Source organism: Rugamonas fusca (assembly GCF_014042365.1).
Lineage (GTDB): Bacteria > Pseudomonadota > Gammaproteobacteria > Burkholderiales > Burkholderiaceae_D > Rugamonas > Rugamonas fusca.
Map to the genome: position 1 here is coordinate 106,682 of NZ_JACEZS010000003.1, position 16,425 is coordinate 123,106.

Here is a 16,425-nt window from a genome sequence, read left to right on the forward strand (position 1 = left end):
CCATGGAACTGCTGAACCGACTGGACGCCCAGCTGCAAACGCTGGCCCAACAAAGCCTGATCCGCACCCGCCGCGTGGTCGATTCGCCCTGCGGTCCGCGCGTGCGCGTGGACGGGCGCGAGCTGCTGGCCTTTTGCAGCAACGACTACCTGGGCCTGGCCAGCCATCCCGCGCTGGCCGCCGCGCTGCAGGAAGGCGCCGCCCTGTACGGCGCCGGCAGCGGCGCCTCGCACCTGATTTCCGGCCATAGCCGCGCCCACTTCCAGCTCGAGGACCGGCTGGCCCAATTTGTCGGCGCCCACCTGGAGCGCCCGCGCGCGCTGTACTTCTGCACCGGCTACATGGCCAACCTGGCCATCATCACGGGCCTGACGGCGGGCGATCGCGACGCGGCCATCTTCTCCGAATCGCTGAACCACGCCTCGCTGATCGACGGCACCCGGCTGGCGCGCGCCGCCGTGCAGGTCTACCCGCACGCCGACCTGGAGGCGCTGGCCACCATGCTGCAAGCCAGTACGGCCGCCACCAAGGTGGTGGTGACGGACAGCGTGTTCAGCATGGATGGCGACCTGGCCGACCTGCCAGCCCTGCTGGCGTTGTGCGAACGGTACGGCGCCTGGCTGGTGGTGGACGACGCCCACGGCCTCGGTACGCTGGGCGAACATGGCCACGGCGCGCTTGAACATTTCGGGCTGCAATCGCCCTACCTGGTCTACATGGGCACCCTGGGCAAAGCGGCCGGCGTGGGCGGTGCCTTCGTGGCGGCCCATGAAACCGTGATCGAAACGTTAATACAAAAGGCCCGCCCCTACATCTTCACCACGGCCGCCGCGCCCGCGCTGGCGCACGCGCTGCTGGCCAGCCTGGAGCTGCTGGAAGGGCCCGAAGGCATGCAAAGACGCGCACACCTGCAGGCATTGGTGGCACAATTGAACGATGGCCTGCGCCTGACGCGCTGGCAGCGGCTGCCCTCGGACACGGCGATCCAGCCGATCCTGATCGGCGACAACGCCGAGACCATGCGCGCCGGCGCCGCCCTGTACGAGCAGGGCCTGTGGGTGGGCACGATCCGTCCGCCGACGGTGGCGCCGGGCACCTCGCGCCTGCGCGTGACGCTGTCGGCCGGCCACACCCACGCGGACGTGGCCACGCTGGTCAACGCCATCAATGCATTGGAAAGGATGTGACATGAGTCTGGACGACCCCGTTCTGGCCGCCACGCCGCAGGTGCAGCCCGCACCGGCGGCCGCCGGCGCGCGCCCCCGCTTCGCCTGCTTCACCACCGGCACCGACACGGAAATCGGCAAGACCCTGGTGTCGGCCGCCATGCTGCACGCGCTGGTGCAAAGCGGCGTGCGCGCCTGCGGCATGAAACCCATCGCGGCCGGCGCCGAACTGCGCAACGGCCGCTGGCACAACGAAGACGCCGACATGCTGATCGCGGCCGGCAATGTCTCGCTGCCGCAGGAGCTGACCACGCCGTTCCTGCTCAAGGAACCGGCCGCGCCCCACATCGCGGCCGAACTGGAAGACGCCTACATCTCGCCCGTACCCATCCTGGCCGCCTACATCGAAGTGAGCGCCGCCTCGGACGCGGTGGTGGTGGAAGGGGTGGGCGGCTTCCGCGTGCCGCTGAACGAGGAATTCGACACGGCCAACCTGGCCGAGCAACTCGACCTGCCCGTGGTGCTGGTGGTGGGCATGCGGCTGGGCTGCATCAGCCACGCGCTCTTGACGGTGGAAGCCATCGCCAACCGCAACCTGATGCTGGCCGGCTGGGTCGCCAATGAGGTCGACCCCGACATGGCCTTCATCGACGAGAACATCGCCGCGCTGGCGGAACGCATTCCGGCGCCCCTGCTGGGCCGCGTGCCGCGCCTGGCGCAACCATCGGCCGCCGCCGCCGCCGAATACCTGGACTTTACCAAGCTGCCCAACTGGCCGGCTGCCTAACCTGATTGACCGTAGAAGGAAACACGATGTCCCTGACCCAAGAACCGAAAACCGTCGAACTGCACCGCCCCACGGCGCCCATCACGCTGCCGGCCGCCGCCACCTGGCCGGTGGACGACGTGCTGGCCCTGTTCGAGCTGCCGTTCAACGACCTGATGTTCCAGGCCCAGCAAACCCACCGCGCCAACTTCCCCGACGGCGACGTGGAACTGGCCACGCTGCTGTCGATCAAGACCGGCGGCTGCGAGGAGGATTGCGGCTACTGCCCGCAGGCGGCCCGCTACGACACCGGCGTGGAAGCGAAGAAGATCCTCGACATCGACACCGTGCTGGAGGCGGCCAGGCAGGCCAAGGACAGCGGCGCCACCCGCTTCTGCATGGGCGCCGCCTGGCGCAGCCCGAAAGACCGCGACATGGACAAGGTCGAGGAAATGGTGCGTGAAGTGAAGGCGCTGGGCATGGAAACCTGCGCCACGCTGGGCATGCTGGAAGAGCAGCAGGCGCTGCGCCTGAAAGCGGCCGGCCTCGACTACTACAACCACAACCTGGACACGGCGCCCGAGTTCTACGACAACGTGATCTCCACCCGCGAATACCAGGACCGCCTGGACACACTGGGCCGGGTGCGCGAAGCGGGCCTCAAGGTCTGCTGCGGCGGCATCGTCGGCATGGGCGAATCGCGCCTGCAGCGCGCCGGCCTGATCGCCCAGCTGGCCAACCTGAACCCGTACCCGGAATCGGTGCCCGTCAACCACCTGGTGCAGGTGGAAGGCACGCCACTGTACGGCCTGGACCCGCTGGACCCGCTGGAATTCGTGCGCACCATCGCCGTGGCCCGCATCACCATGCCGAAAGCGCGGGTGCGCCTGTCGGCCGGCCGCCGCCAGCTGGGCGAGGCCGTGCAAGCGATGTGCTTCCTGGCCGGCGCCAACTCCATCTTCTACGGCGACAAGCTGCTCACCACGGGCAACCCGGAAGCGGAGGACGACCGCGCACTGCTGGCCAAGCTGGGCCTGAAGACCCGCGGCACGGTGCTCGAATCGGCGCCGAAAGAGAAGTGCGGCTGCTGAACGTTTGAACGGGCCGGCGGCGCCGTTCCCGCGCGGGGCCGGCGCCACGGCGGGACATAAAACCATAACACTTCCAGCTTAGGGCTGCAGAGAGAGACTATGTTCACAAAAATCCTGATCGCCAACCGCGGTGAAATCGCCTGCCGTGTGGCCGCCACCGCGCGCCGCATGGGCATCAAGACGGTCGCCGTCTATTCCGAGGCCGACGCCAACGCCAAGCACGTGGCCGTGTGTGACGAAGCCGTGCTGCTGGGCCCCGCCCCGGCCAAGGAAAGCTATCTGCGCGGCGACAAGATCATCGAAGTGGCGCTGGCCACGGGCGCCCAGGCCATCCACCCCGGCTACGGCTTCCTGTCCGAGAACGCGGAATTCGCCGACGCCTGCGCCGCCGCCGGCCTGGTGTTCATCGGCCCGCCCGCGTCGGCCATGCGCGCCATGGGTTCCAAGTCCGCCGCCAAGTCGCTGATGGAACAGGCCAACGTGCCGCTGGTGCCCGGCTACCACGGCGACGAACAGGACGCCGACTTCCTGCACGCCCAGGCCGACCGCATCGGCTACCCCGTGCTGCTCAAGGCTTCCGCCGGCGGCGGTGGCAAGGGCATGCGCGTGATCGAAGCGTCGGCCGACTTCAAGGCGGCGCTGGCCTCGTGCAAGCGCGAAGCCATCAGCTCCTTCGGCGATGACAAGGTGCTGGCCGAGAAATACCTGCTGCGCCCCCGCCATATCGAAATCCAGGTGTTCGCCGACACCCATGGCAACTGCATCTACCTGTTCGAGCGCGACTGCTCGGTGCAGCGCCGCCACCAGAAAGTGCTGGAGGAAGCGCCAGCGCCGAACATGCCGGCCGAACGCCGCGCCGCCATGGGCGAGGCGGCCGTGGCCGCCGCCAAGGCGGTCGGCTACGTGGGCGCCGGCACGGTGGAATTCATCGCCAACCAGGACGGTTCGTTCTACTTCATGGAGATGAACACCCGCCTGCAGGTCGAGCACCCCGTCACGGAAATGATCACCGGCACCGACCTGGTGGAGTGGCAGATCCGCGTGGCGTTCGGCGAAGCGCTGCCGCGCAAGCAGCATGAACTGGCCATCCACGGCCACGCCATCGAAGCGCGCATCTACGCCGAGAATCCGGAAAAAGGCTTCCTGCCCTCGATCGGCACGCTGCGCCACATGGACACCCCGGCCGCCGTCAGCTTCGAACTGGGCGGCGCCCAAGGCACGGGCGTGCCGGCCGCCGTGCGCATCGACTCGGGCGTGCGCGAGGGCGACGCCATCTCGCCGTTCTACGACCCCATGATCGCCAAGCTGATCGTGTGGGGCGCCGACCGCAAGCAGGCCCTGGCCCGCATGGCACAGGCGCTGGCGCAGTACAAGATCGTCGGCCTGGCCACCAACATCGCCTTCCTCAAGCGCCTGGTGGAAGGCGACGCCTTCGCCGGCGCCGACCTGGACACGGGCCTGATCGAACGCAACCAGGACAGCCTGTTCCCGGCCGCCCACGCGGCGCCGTCAGCCGCGCTGGCGCTGGCCGCCGTGGCCCTGATCGAAGCGGAGAAGGATGCCTCGGCCGCCCAGTCGGGCGCCAACCGCGCCGACCCGTGGGGCCAGGCGCTGGGCTGGCGCATGAACTTCCCGTACGCGCGCGCGCTGTCGTTCACGGACGACTACGCGGCCGCGTTGCCGGCCAAGGCCTACCACGTGGCCGTCACCTACCGCGCCACGGACTGGCTGTTCGCGCGCGATGGCGGCGCGCCGCAGGTACTGAGCCTGATGCAGCAAAACGGCGCCGACCTGAGCATCAAGCTGGGCGACACGGCCGTGCATGGCACCGTGCGCCGCGACGGCGAACTGCTGCACGTGTTCACGGGCGGTCATCACTACCCGCTGCACTACAATGATCCGATGGCGCACGCCGGCGAAAGCGAAGCGGAAGGCGGCCGCCTGACGGCGCCCATGCCGGGCAAGGTGGTGGCCGTGCTGGCCGCCAAGGGCCAGGACGTCAAGAAGGGCGAGGCGCTGGTGATCATGGAAGCGATGAAGATGGAGCACACCATCGCCGCCCCGCACGACGGCCTGGTGGAAGAAATCCTGTACAACGTCGGCGACCAGGTCGCCGATGGCGCGCCGCTGCTGGCGTTCAAGGCGGCGGCGTAAGCGGAGGGCATCATGCGCATCCTGTTGCACCGCGCGGACGGCAAGACCGAGCCGTGGATCAAGGACTTCGGCAAATTCCTGCCGGAGGCCGAGATCGCCATCTGGCACGCGGGCGAGAAATCGCCGCCGTGCGACTACGCCGTGGTGTGGGCGCCGCCGGAAACCATGCTGCCCGAGCTGGCCGATGTGAAAGCCATCTTCAACACGGGGGCAGGGGTGGACGCGCTGCTCAAGTTCGGCGACGCGCTGCCGCGCCACGTGCCCATCATCCGCCTGGGCGACGCCGGCATGGCCGCCCAGATGGCCGAGTACGTGGTGCACGCCGTGCTGCGCTACTTCCGCCGTTTCGACCAGTACGAAGCCCAGGCCCGGGCCGGCACCTGGGCCCCGCTGCCGCAGCACCACCGCGAGGACTTCACGGTCGGCGTGCTGGGCATGGGTGCACTGGGCGGACAGGTGCTCAAGGCGCTGGCGCCGTTCGGCTTCCCGCTGCGCGGCTGGAGCCGCACCGAGAAAAGCGTGGCCGGCGTGCAGTGCTACCACGGCCCGGCCGGACTGGACACCTTCCTGCGCGGCACCCGCGTGCTGGTGTGCATGCTGCCGCTCACGCCCGACACCAGCAACATCATCGACCGCAGCAACATGTCCAAGCTGCCGCAAGGGGCATACCTGATCAACGTGGCGCGCGGCGCCCACCTGGCCGAACCGGATTTGCTCAACCTGATCAAGGCCGGCCACATCGCCGGCGCCACGCTGGACGTGTTCCGCAACGAACCGCTGCCGGCCCAGCACCCGTTCTGGCAGGAGCCGCGCATCACCATCACGCCGCACATCTCCGCGCTCACGCTGCGCCGCGAAAGCGTGCAGCAGATCGCTGGAAAAATACGCAAGATCGAAAACGGCGAAATGGTCGACGGCATCGTCGACCGCAACCTGGGATATTGAACACATGAACAAGCAAGCTAGCCTGCCCAAGCAAGTCAAGATCGTCGAAGTGGGGCCGCGCGACGGCCTGCAGAACGAGAAGGAAAACGTCCCGGCCGACGTGAAGATCGAACTGGTGAACCGCCTCGCCAGCGCCGGCTTCCAGAACATCGAGGCGGCATCGTTCGTGTCGCCCAAGTGGGTGCCGCAGATGGCCACCAGCCGCGACGTGATGGACGCCATCGTGCGCAAGCCGGGCGTGATCTACTCGGCCCTCACGCCCAACATGCAAGGATTTGAAGCGGCGCTGGCCGCCCGTGCCGACGAAGTGGTGATTTTCGGCTCGGCCTCGGAAGCGTTCTCGCAAAAGAACATCAACTGCTCGATCGCCGAATCGATCGCCCGCTTCGAAGGCGTGGCCAAGGCCGCCAAGGATAACGGCCTGCGCCTGCGCGGCAGCATCAGCTGCGCCTTCGGCTGCCCCTACCAGGGCGAGGTGCCGCTGGACGCGGTGGCCGACGTGGTGGGCCGCATGCGCGACCTGGGCTGCGACGAGATCGACATCGCCGACACCATCGGCGTGGCCACCCCGCGCCAGACGCAGGCGGTGATGGAGCGGGCCGCCGCCGCGTTCCGGCTGGACGGCCTGTCGGGCCACTTCCACGACACCTACGGCCAGGCGCTGGCCAACATCTACGCCAGCATGGAAGTGGGGATCGCCATCTTCCACTCGTCCGTGTCCGGCCTGGGCGGCTGCCCGTACGCCAAGGGCGCCACCGGCAACGTGGCCACCGAGGATGTGCTGTACATGATGCAGGGGCTGGGTGTGGCAACGGGCATCGACCTCGACATCGTGGTCGACGCCGGCCAGTTCATCTCGCAATTCCTGGGCCGCAAGGGCGCCAGCCGCGCCGGCAACGCCATCGCCGCCAAGCGCGCGAATTAACTCGAAGCAAAATCGGGGACGTAACACGGTTTTCCCGAGCGGAAAAACCGTGTTACGTCCCCGATTTTGCGGGCGGGAATGGAAAAACCCCGTGTGACGTTGCCATCACACGGGGTTTTAAATTTTGGTCGGAGTACAAGGATTCGAACCTTGGACCCTCTGGTCCCAAACCAGATGCGCTACCGGGCTGCGCTACACTCCGAATAAAGAGAATCATACAGACTCAAGCACGATCCGTCAAGGGTCAAGCCAAACAGTATGTACCATGGCGCGAATTTTTCAAGGTAAATGGCAGAAAATTCAAGGTTGATGCCACACGAAGCCCGCTTATTCGGCACCATCCGCCTTCATCTTCAGGGCCAGTTCGTACAGCGCGTTCTTCTTGCGCCCCGTGATCTGCGCCGCCAGCGAGGCCGCCTGCTTGACCGGGCATTCGGCCAGCAATATGGACAGGATGCGCTCGGCCTCCGCGTCCTGCGCCTCGTCGGCAGCCGGGGCGCCGGCCAGCAGCACCACGAATTCGCCTTTTTCCCGGTGCGGGTCGGCCTTGATCCACGCTTCGGCCTCGGACAGCGGGCAGCGGTGGATTTCCTCGAACATCTTGGTCAGCTCGCGCGCGAACACCACCTGGCGCTCCGGCTCGAACACGGCCGCCAGCGCGCCGGCGCAATCGAGGATGCGGTGCGGCGCCTCGTAGAACACCATGGTGGCCGTCACGCCCCGCAGCGACTGCAAAAACGATTCGCGCTGCCTGGCCTTGGCCGGCAGGAAGCCGACGAAGTAGAACTGGTCGTTCACCAGCCCGCTGGCCGACAAGGCCGTCACGGCCGCCGAGGCGCCCGGCAGCGGCAGCACGCGCAGCCCCGCCGCGCGCACGGCGTCCACGATGCGCGCGCCGGGGTCGGACACGGCCGGCGTGCCGGCGTCCGACACCAGCGCGATCCGCTCGCCCGCCTGCAGGCGCGCGATCAGCGTGTCGGCCACTTCGCGCTCGTTGTGCTGGTGGGCGGCGATCAGGGGCTGGTGCAGGCCGAAGCGGTTCATTAGCTGGGCCGTGTTGCGGGTATCTTCGCACGCCACCGCGTTGACCAGGCTCAAGACATGCAGCGCGCGCAAGCTAATGTCAGTGACATTGCCGATCGGCGTCGCCACTACATACAATGTTGCGCTAGGATAGGTCTGGTGCGCCATTTCGCCCATCACGGGCAGGGTGGCGATGGTGCTGGAATCTTGTACGGTCATTGGGGGTAGGATGCTGGCTAAAAGTGTGAGATTGCTGTTGCTGGGCATGGTGGCCGGACTGGCCGGCTGCAGCACGCCCTGTGACGCGCCCGGGCGATTGTGCGCGCCTATCACCTCAATTACAAGCCCACCGCCCGCGCCCGTCGCGGCCCCGGCGCCGCGGCCCGCCCCCGCACCACCGCCGGCGCGGGTGGAAACCTTCGCCGTCGCCATGCCCGGCGCCGCCGGCCAGTCCGGTGCGACGGGCACGGCCATGCCATCGCTGGCCAACGGGCCTGGCACCACGCCGGCGCCCGACATGGACGCCATCCCCTCCAACGCGCCGCTGCGCGTGGCGCTGCTGTTGCCGCTGCGCTCGGACACGCTGGGCCAGGCCGCCGCCGCCGTCAAGGCCGGCTTCCTGGCCGCCTGGGAGCGCGACCGCGACGGCGTCACCGTCACCGTGGCCGACACCGGTGACGCGACCAGCGACGTGCTGGCCACCTACGCCAGCGCCCAGGAACAGGCGGACCTGATCGTGGGACCGCTGGGCCGCTCGGCCGTCGGCGCGCTGGCCGCCAGTCCGCTGCTGCGCAAGCCCACCATCGCCCTCAACACGCCAGAAGGCTACGGCAATCCCGGCCAGTCGCCACTGCCGGCGCGCATGCTGGCCATGGGCCTGTCGATCGAAGAGGAGGCGCGCCAGGCCGCCAACTGGGCGTCCAGCGAACATCCGGGCGCCAGCGCGCTGGTGCTGGCCACCGGCACGCCGTGGCAGCGCCGCATCGCCGCCGCCTTCACCAGCCAGTGGCAGCGCCAGGGACTGGCCGTCAAGACGGTGGAACTGGGCGCGGCCAACGGCTACCTGAACGACCCGGAACTGGTGCAGCTGCGCGCGCGCCTGCAAACGGACGCGCCCGGCCTGCTGTTCGCCGCGCTGGACGCGGCCCAGGCCCGCCAGCTGCGTGGTGCGCTCGAAGGCGCGCTGCCGGAGCTGCCGCCCATTTACGGCACCTCCTCGCTCAATCCCGGCAACGGCAGCAACTTCCCCACCCAGGAGCTCGATGGCGTGCGGCTGCTGGACCTGCCATGGCAACTGCAGGCCGACCATCCGGCCGTGATGGTCTATCCTCATCCGCCCCAGCCCGAGGAGCGCAAGCCCGGCGCGGCCGACCTGGAACGGCTGTACGCGCTGGGCATCGACGCCTACCGCGTGGCGCGCGAGATCGGCCACCATGCGGGCGTGCGCTTCCAGCTCGATGGCGTGACGGGACGGCTGACGGTCAGCTTCGGCCAGGGTCCGGCCAGTTTCGAGCGCATCGAGCAGGCCGCCGTGTACAAGAACGGCGTGCCGCAGCCTGTGGCGCCGTGAGCACGCCATGGCCCGCACCGAGCGCCAGCAAACGGGCAGCGAGGGCGAGGACGAGGCGCTGGCCCACCTGGCCCGGCACGGCCTGACGCTGGTGGCCCGCAATTTCCTGTGCAAGGGCGGCGAGATCGACCTGATCATGCGCGACGGCGCCCACCTGGTGTTCATCGAAGTGCGGCGCCGCTCCGACATGCGCCACGGCGGGGCCGCCGCCAGCATCACGGCGCGCAAGCAGCAGCGCATGGTGCGCGCGGCCCAGGTCTACCTGCAGCGCTGCGCCACGCTGCCGCCGTGCCGCTTCGACGTGGTGGCCATCGACGCCGGCCAGTTGCGCTGGCTGCGCAATGTGCTGCAAATGTAAGCATTTTTTTCAGCGCTTGTGGGGCGGGCACGGCCATTGCACTATAATCGCCGACTATGAATACTCAACGCATCCTGTCGCACTTCCACGAAAGTGCCGAACTCAAAATCCAATCGGCCACCGTGCTGGCCCAGCCAATCGCGCAAGCGATCGAGATGATGTTCTCCGCGCTCTCGAACGGCAACAAGATCCTCGTGTGCGGCAATGGCGGTTCGGCCGCCGACGCCCAGCACTTCGCGGCCGAGCTGGTGGGCCGCTTCGAGCGCGAACGCTTCCCGCTGCCGGCGCTGGCGCTGACCACGGACACCTCGATCCTGACGGCCGTGGCCAACGACTACAGCTACCGCGACATCTTCTCCAAGCAGGTGCAGGCCTTCGGCCAGGCCGGCGACATCCTGCTGGCGCTGTCCACCTCGGGCAACTCGGCCAACGTGATGGCGGCCATCGAGGCGGCACTGGAGCGCGAGATGCGGGTGGTGGCCATGACGGGCAAGGGCGGCGGCGCCATCGGCAAGATGCTGACCGACGCCGACGTCCACATCTGCGTGCCGGCCGACCGCACGGCCCGCATCCAGGAAGTGCACCTGGTGACCATACACTGCATCTGCGACGGCATCGACGTCGCCCTGTTCGGAGGAGACGTCAATGAGTAAAGTCTGGCAACGCCCACTGGCCATGACGCTGCTGTGCGGCGCCATGCTGGCCACCCTGTCGGGCTGCGTGGAGATGATGGTCGGCGGCGCCGTGGTGGGCACCGTGGCCGCCTCGGACCGCCGCACCTTCGGCGCCCAGACGGAAGACCAGGCCATCGTCGTGAAGGCCGAGATCAAGGTGCACAACCTGGTGGGCGATGCCGGCCACGTGAACATCAACAGCTTCAACCGCCGCGCCCTGCTGACGGGCGAGGTGCGCGACCAGGCCATGAAGGAACAGGTCGAGCGTGAAGTACGCGGCATCGAAGGGGTGGCCTCGACCGTGAACGAACTGGAAATCTCGGGCCTGAGCAGCTTCACCTCGCGCTCCAATGATGCCCTGATCACCACCAAGGTCAAGGCCAGCCTGGTGGACCAGAAGGACATCTCGGCCAACACCTTCAAGGTGGTGACCGAACGGGGCGCCGTGTTCCTGATGGGCCGGGTGACCCAGCGCGAAGGCACCATCGCGGCCGAAGTGGCGCGCGGCGTGAGCGGCGTGCAAAAGGTGGTCAAGGTGTTCGAGTACATCTCGGAAGAGGAATGGAAGTCCTACCAGCCCAAGCCGACGCCGGCCCAGGCCGCGCAGGGCGGCGGCCAATAAAGGCCGGCACGGACCTCAAAAGACACGCTTAAGAATACGGGTCTATAATGGCCCGTACATTATCCAGCTGCTCCATTTTGACCATGCAAGCGACCACTTCCTCCTCCAAAGCCTGGCTCAAGCCCGCGCTGGCCGCCGTGCTGCTGGCCGGTGCCGGCCTGGCCGCCTACGCCACGCTGAACCAGCACAGCAGCGCGCCCGCCGTCACCTTCATGAGCATCAAGGGCGAGAAGATTTCGCCCGAGAGCCTGCATGGCAAGGTGGTGATGGTCAATTTCTGGGCCACCTCGTGCGCGACCTGCGTGGCCGAGATGCCGCAGATGGTGGAAACGTACAATAAGTACAAGTCGCAGGGACTGGAATTCGTGGCCGTAGCCATGAAATACGACCCGCCCAACTACGTTGTCAACTACACCGAAACGCGCCAGCTGCCGTTCAAGGTGGCGCTGGACGTGAGCGGTGACGCGGCCAAGGCCTACGGCGACGTGGCCATGACGCCCACCACCTTCGTCATCGACAAGGATGGCAAGATCCTCAAGCGCTACGTGGGCCAGCCGGAATTCCCGGCCCTGCACAAGCTGCTGGAAAAAGCCCTGCAAGGATGAAAAAAGGAGCCGCCGGCTCCTTTTTTTACGTCAGAAGCCAGCCTGCAGCGACAGGTAGGGGCCGCGCTGGCGCACCGGATTGAACACCGTGATATCGCCCAGCACCGCGTAGGCCGCCGTCACCGACACCTGCTTGGTCGGGAACCAGGCCACGAACGCGTCGTAATACGCCTTCTCGTTGTCCACGCTCAGGTTGTGCGGTTTGCGGCGGTATTCCACGCCCAGCACCAGCTTGCGGTCGGCCAGCCAGGCCAGCGACACTTCCGGCATCAGCCGCATGCTGTCGCCGCGGTCGCCGCCAAAGCCCAGTAAACCCATCTGGTTGGCGCGGGTGGCGCGCACGGTGCCGTTCAACAGCAGGCTGTGTTCGAGCAGCAGCTTGGTGGCCGCCACGTAGTAGTCGTAGCCGTGGTCGTCGCGTGCGCCCAGCTGGCGCACATCCGTCACCCCCAGCGCGCCCAGGCCGCCGATACCCTTGTCACGCTTGTAGAGCACACCGATGGCCAGCTGCGGCAGCAGGCTGTCCTGGCCGTAGACGGCGTCGCCGGCCACGCGCAGCTTGAGGCCGATGATGTCCTGGCGCAGCCGCAGCCGGTCCAGCGGCGCCAGGCTGCCCGCGAAAGTCTGTTCGGCCAGCGACAACTCCAGCCGGTCGGCCACGCCCACGGCCACGCCGCCACTGCCCAGCGCGTAGTCCTGCGTGTGCACCCACGTGTAATGGACGTTGGCGCCCCAGCTGTCGCGGGTGCCGTAGCCGCCGATCAGGGCCCACGGCGTCAGGCCGCCGCCGGCCGCGCCTTCCAGCTGGCTCACGCCGCCCGTGGCCAGCAACTTGCCCAGGTCCGGCCGGCCCATATCGGCGCGCGCGGTGACGATCATGGACCGCATCGGCGCCAGCCTGGCGATCAGGCGGTTGGCCACGCCGTTGGGCACCTGGTTGCGCGCCATGGCCAGTTGCAGGTCCTCGGCCAGCGCATTGAACTGGGCGTCGGTGATCTTCAGGTCCTGGTGCACGGTGGCCATGTCGCGCACGGTGCCCACGCCGTCCATGGTCTTGTCGCGGTACTTGCCGGTGTAGGTGCAGGGGCCGCCGCTCACTTCGCAGAACTGCTCGCCCAGGCGCGTGGCCAGCTGCTCCATGTCGAAATCCTCGAAGCTGTCGCGGATCTTCGGATCGGCCAGCACCAGTGGAATGAAGGTGGCGACGATCTTGTGGATGCCCTCCTGGCCGCCCAGCCCACGGTAGACGGCATCGTCCGGGGCGGGCGCCTGCGCCATGGCCAGCGTGGCTGGCAGCAGCAGCGCCAGTCCCGCCAGCGTCATCTGTCGGCCCATCGCGCCTCCTTATTTCGGATACAGCAGCATTTGCGTGCAGCGGAACAGCGCCATGGTCTTGCCGCTGGCCTTGTTGCGCACGGTGGCGTCCCACACCTGGGTGGTCTTGCCCAGGTGGACCAAGGTGGCCGTGGCCTCCACCGTCCCCTCGCGCGCCGTGCCCAGGTGGTTGGACTTCAGTTCGATGGTGGTGAAGCTGGCCGCCCCTTCGGGCAGGTGGGCCACGCAGGCGTAGCCACAGGCCGTGTCGGCCAGCGTCACCACGCTGCCGGCGTGCAGGTAGCCATTGGGCGCCAGGTGCTGCGGCGTGACCTCGAATTCAGCCGTCACGCTGCCCTCGCGCACGTCGGTGACGGTGATGCCCAGGTGGGCCGGCAGCGTGCCGACGCCGAACTGGTTGAAATAATCGGGGGTGAATTTGTTGTCGTCCATGGCGGTTCGGTCGGAATCGGTTGCGGGCCGGAACGCGGCGCCGCCCCGGATATGTGCTCCGATGATAGCAACTTTCGCCAGCGCGCGTGGCGCGATGCCGTCTTGGCATCACATGGCGACCGCTCAGGGCGCGGCACGAGAGGCACGTACAAAAAAGGCCGCTGAAATCAGCGGCCTTGTCCTCACGGGGCAGTGCCCTAACGCTTATTCGCCAGCCAGCACGTTATGCGCCTGCACGTCCGCGTGATACGAGCTGCGCACCATGGCGCCCACGGCGGCGTGCTTGAAGCCCATCTTGTAGGCTTCGGCCTCGAACATCTTGAACACGTCCGGGTGCACGTAGCGGCGCACCGGCAGGTGGCTGTTCGATGGCGCCAGGTACTGGCCGATGGTCAGCATGTCGATGTCGTGCTCGCGCATGTCGCGCATCACCTGCAGGATTTCCTCGTCCGTCTCGCCCAGGCCGACCATGATGCCGGACTTGGTCTTGACGTCCGGGTAGATGGCCTTGAAGTCCTTGAGCAGCTTGAGCGAGTGCAGGTAGTCGGAACCGGGACGGGCTTCCTTGTACAGGCGCGGCACGGTTTCCAGGTTGTGGTTCATCACGTCCGGCAAGCCGTCCTTGAACAGTTCCAGCGCCTTTTCCAGGCGGCCGCGGAAGTCCGGCACCAGCACTTCGATCTGGGTCTTGGGCGATACGGCGCGCGTGTGCTGGATGCACTCGACGAAGTGGCCGGCGCCGCCGTCGCGCAGGTCGTCGCGGTCCACCGAGGTGATCACCACGTAGTTCAGCTTGAGGGCGGCGATGGTCTTGGACAGGTTGGCCGGTTCGTCCTTGTCCAGCGGGTCCGGACGGCCGTGGCCCACGTCGCAGAACGGGCAGCGGCGGGTGCACTTGTCGCCCATGATCATGAAGGTGGCCGTGCCCTTGCCGAAGCATTCGCCGATGTTGGGGCAGCTCGCTTCCTCGCACACGGTCACCAGCTTGTTCTCGCGCAGGATGTCCTTGATCTCGTAGAAGCGGGTCGAGGCGGAGGCGCCCTTGACGCGGATCCAGTCCGGCTTCTTCAACCGCTCCACCTGCTCGACCGGCACGATCTTGATCGGAATGCGCGCCGTTTTGCTGGCGCCTTTTTGCTTTTCGCTCGGGTTGTAAGCGGGGGCGACGGTGGAGTTGGTGTCTGGAGTCGTCATTTGGCTGCGTGCCCACATGGGCGGTGGTTGGTTAGTCGAGATCGGCTTGCCTGTTGTGCAAACTTGCCGCTTGCGGCGCTACCTGGGTCAGGCTTTCATTACGTTTCAGTATGCGCCAGTACGCGCACCAGTTCCTCGGCCAGCGCCTGCTGCACGTCGGCCAGTTCGGCCGGCGCGCCCATGGAGCGCATGTCGACCGTTTCCAGTCCGGCATAGCCACAGGGATTGATCCAGGAAAACGGCGCCAGGTCCATCGCCACGTTGAGCGACAGGCCATGGTAGGTGCAGCCGTTGCCGCGCACTTTCAGGCCGAGGGCGGCGATCTTGGCGCCCTGCTTCGGCCCGTCGGCCATGTAGATGCCGGGCGCGCCTTCGACGCGCTCGCCTGCGAGATTATACGCCCCTAAGACGTTGATGATCGCTTGTTCGATTTTATGCACGAATTGGCGCGCGTACAGCTTGCCGCCGGGCTTGTTGCGGCGCAAGTCCATCAGCAGGTAGATCACGACCTGGCCGGGGCCGTGGTAGGTCACTTCGCCGCCGCGGTCGGTTTGTACCACAGGGATCGAATCGGCGCCGGCCAACAGGTGGCCGCGATCGGCGCCCAGGCCCAGCGTGAACACGGGCGGGTGCTCGACGATCCAGAATTCATCGCGCGTTTCAGGGGTGCGGGCGTCCGTGAAGGCGCGCATGGCCGCGAACGTCGGTTCATAATCGGCGCGGCCCAGGTGGCGGATCAACGCCGGTTCGGCTTGGAATGTGGACATAATGACAGGCTGCAGGCTGGTTTCGGAGCCGGACGGCGGGAAACCGGAACCCCGCATTATAAGCCAGGCCGGCATTCCAGGCTCGTCCGCCCCGTCAAGCCGGCCGCAGCCGGGGCGGGCGGCCCGGCGCGCCGCCGGCCTCAGTTGGGCTCGTGATGGGCCAGCCAGCGCTGCACGGATGGGCGCTGCCACTGGCCGACCGCATAGTCGCGCAACCGTGGCGGCACCGGGTCGCCATTGACGATCAGGCGTTGCAGCATCATGGCCAGGTCGGTATCGGCGATGCTCCAGCGGCCGAACAGGTTGGCGCCGTCCACCAGCCGTTCCGCCGCAGCGATCAGCCGGTCGGCGCATGCCTGGGCCTCGGCGCTGAGCGGCACACTGGTGGGGCGGAAGAACACCGACTCCGTGTTGCGTTCGACGCGCAGCGGCATCAGGTCACTGCGCAGCCACGCCTGCAACTGGCGCGCGCGGGCGCGGGCGTGGATCTCCTGCGGATACAAGGCCGTGTATTGCGGCGCGGGAAACGCTTCATCGAGGTACTCGGCCACGGCGCTCGACTCCGTCAATACAAACCCTTCATGCACCAGGGCCGGAACGCGGCCCGTCAGCGCCAGCTCGCGGTACGGCGCGCGGCGGTGCGCACCCGCTTCCAGGTCCATGGTTTCCAGGCTGAAGGGCAAGCCCTTCTCGGTCAGCGCCACGTACACGGACATGGCGTAAGGGCTGGCGAACAGGCTGTCGACGACCAGTTTGAAGGACATGAAGGCTCCGGCTGCTGATTGAATGGATTTCACA

General features: G+C 67.4%; 17 protein-coding genes and 1 tRNA gene. 11 read left to right on the forward strand and 7 right to left on the reverse strand.

What is annotated here, in order from left to right; genetic code table 11:
- Positions 1-2 precede the first annotated feature (2 nt).
- The 6 genes from bioF (at position 3) to H3H36_RS05285 (ending at position 7,047) form a co-directional block, all read left to right on the forward strand.
- The gene (bioF, locus tag H3H36_RS05260; protein WP_182214925.1) at positions 3-1,187 is read left to right on the forward strand and encodes an 8-amino-7-oxononanoate synthase; all 1,185 of its coding nucleotides are present in this window, start codon (positions 3-5) and stop codon (positions 1,185-1,187) included.
- A 1-nt stretch (position 1,188) separates the two neighbouring features.
- Positions 1,189-1,953: a dethiobiotin synthase gene (bioD, locus tag H3H36_RS05265; protein ID WP_182214927.1), complete on the forward strand. Its 765-nt coding sequence runs from the start codon at positions 1,189-1,191 to the stop codon at positions 1,951-1,953.
- A gap of 26 nt (positions 1,954-1,979) precedes the next feature.
- Positions 1,980-3,023 carry a biotin synthase BioB gene (gene bioB / locus H3H36_RS05270; RefSeq protein WP_375539571.1) on the forward strand — a complete coding sequence of 348 codons (1,044 nt, stop codon included), beginning with the start codon at positions 1,980-1,982 and terminating at the stop codon, positions 3,021-3,023.
- A gap of 99 nt (positions 3,024-3,122) precedes the next feature.
- Entirely contained in the window at positions 3,123-5,177 is a 2,055-nt protein-coding gene (locus H3H36_RS05275; protein ID WP_182214929.1) for an acetyl/propionyl/methylcrotonyl-CoA carboxylase subunit alpha, read from the forward strand.
- 12 nt (positions 5,178-5,189) lie between these two features.
- A complete protein-coding gene (locus tag H3H36_RS05280) occupies positions 5,190-6,122 on the forward strand; it encodes a 2-hydroxyacid dehydrogenase (protein WP_182214932.1) in 933 nt (310 codons plus the stop codon).
- A gap of 4 nt (positions 6,123-6,126) precedes the next feature.
- A complete protein-coding gene (locus tag H3H36_RS05285) occupies positions 6,127-7,047 on the forward strand; it encodes a hydroxymethylglutaryl-CoA lyase (RefSeq protein WP_182214934.1) in 921 nt (306 codons plus the stop codon).
- 125 nt (positions 7,048-7,172) lie between these two features.
- Here the strand turns inward: H3H36_RS05285 and H3H36_RS05290 are convergent.
- Positions 7,173-7,249 (reverse strand) — tRNA-Pro (locus H3H36_RS05290).
- Between the two features lie 125 nt (positions 7,250-7,374).
- Positions 7,375-8,289, reverse strand: coding sequence for a 16S rRNA (cytidine(1402)-2'-O)-methyltransferase (rsmI, locus tag H3H36_RS05295; protein ID WP_182214936.1), 915 nt, complete (start codon positions 8,287-8,289; stop codon positions 7,375-7,377).
- A 190-nt stretch (positions 8,290-8,479) separates the two neighbouring features.
- Here rsmI and H3H36_RS05300 point away from each other — a divergent pair, with 190 nt between their 5' ends.
- From H3H36_RS05300 to H3H36_RS05320, 5 genes are all read left to right on the forward strand, one after another.
- Entirely contained in the window at positions 8,480-9,640 is a 1,161-nt protein-coding gene (locus tag H3H36_RS05300) for a penicillin-binding protein activator (RefSeq protein ID WP_311196578.1), read from the forward strand.
- 7 nt (positions 9,641-9,647) lie between these two features.
- Positions 9,648-9,998: a YraN family protein gene (locus H3H36_RS05305; protein ID WP_182214939.1), complete on the forward strand. Its 351-nt coding sequence runs from the start codon at positions 9,648-9,650 to the stop codon at positions 9,996-9,998.
- 56 nt (positions 9,999-10,054) lie between these two features.
- Positions 10,055-10,651, forward strand: a complete 597-nt coding sequence (locus H3H36_RS05310; protein ID WP_182214942.1) for a phosphoheptose isomerase — start codon at positions 10,055-10,057, stop codon at positions 10,649-10,651.
- A complete protein-coding gene (locus H3H36_RS05315) occupies positions 10,644-11,294 on the forward strand; it encodes a BON domain-containing protein (RefSeq protein WP_229219754.1) in 651 nt (216 codons plus the stop codon). The genes H3H36_RS05310 and H3H36_RS05315 overlap by 8 nt, the downstream gene beginning before the upstream one ends.
- An 83-nt stretch (positions 11,295-11,377) precedes the next feature.
- The gene (locus tag H3H36_RS05320; protein ID WP_182214944.1) at positions 11,378-11,899 is read left to right on the forward strand and encodes a TlpA disulfide reductase family protein; all 522 of its coding nucleotides are present in this window, start codon (positions 11,378-11,380) and stop codon (positions 11,897-11,899) included.
- Between the two features lie 30 nt (positions 11,900-11,929).
- Here H3H36_RS05320 and H3H36_RS05325 read toward each other — a convergent pair whose 3' ends face one another.
- The 5 genes from H3H36_RS05325 to yfcF all read right to left on the reverse strand — a co-directional run bounded on the left by H3H36_RS05325 (position 11,930) and on the right by yfcF (position 16,391).
- Positions 11,930-13,234 carry a DUF3034 family protein gene (locus tag H3H36_RS05325; RefSeq protein ID WP_375539572.1) on the reverse strand — a complete coding sequence of 435 codons (1,305 nt, stop codon included), beginning with the start codon at positions 13,232-13,234 and terminating at the stop codon, positions 11,930-11,932.
- 9 nt (positions 13,235-13,243) lie between these two features.
- Complete coding sequence (locus tag H3H36_RS05330; protein WP_182214947.1) at positions 13,244-13,666, reverse strand: PaaI family thioesterase; 423 nt, start codon at positions 13,664-13,666, stop codon at positions 13,244-13,246.
- A gap of 204 nt (positions 13,667-13,870) precedes the next feature.
- Positions 13,871-14,860, reverse strand: coding sequence for a lipoyl synthase (gene lipA / locus H3H36_RS05335; protein ID WP_182214949.1), 990 nt, complete (start codon positions 14,858-14,860; stop codon positions 13,871-13,873).
- Between the two features lie 98 nt (positions 14,861-14,958).
- Positions 14,959-15,627: a lipoyl(octanoyl) transferase LipB gene (gene lipB / locus H3H36_RS05340; RefSeq protein ID WP_182214951.1), complete on the reverse strand. Its 669-nt coding sequence runs from the start codon at positions 15,625-15,627 to the stop codon at positions 14,959-14,961.
- A gap of 140 nt (positions 15,628-15,767) precedes the next feature.
- Positions 15,768-16,391, reverse strand: a complete 624-nt coding sequence (yfcF, locus tag H3H36_RS05345) for a glutathione transferase (RefSeq protein WP_182214953.1) — start codon at positions 16,389-16,391, stop codon at positions 15,768-15,770.
- Between the last annotated feature and the right edge of the window lie 34 nt (positions 16,392-16,425).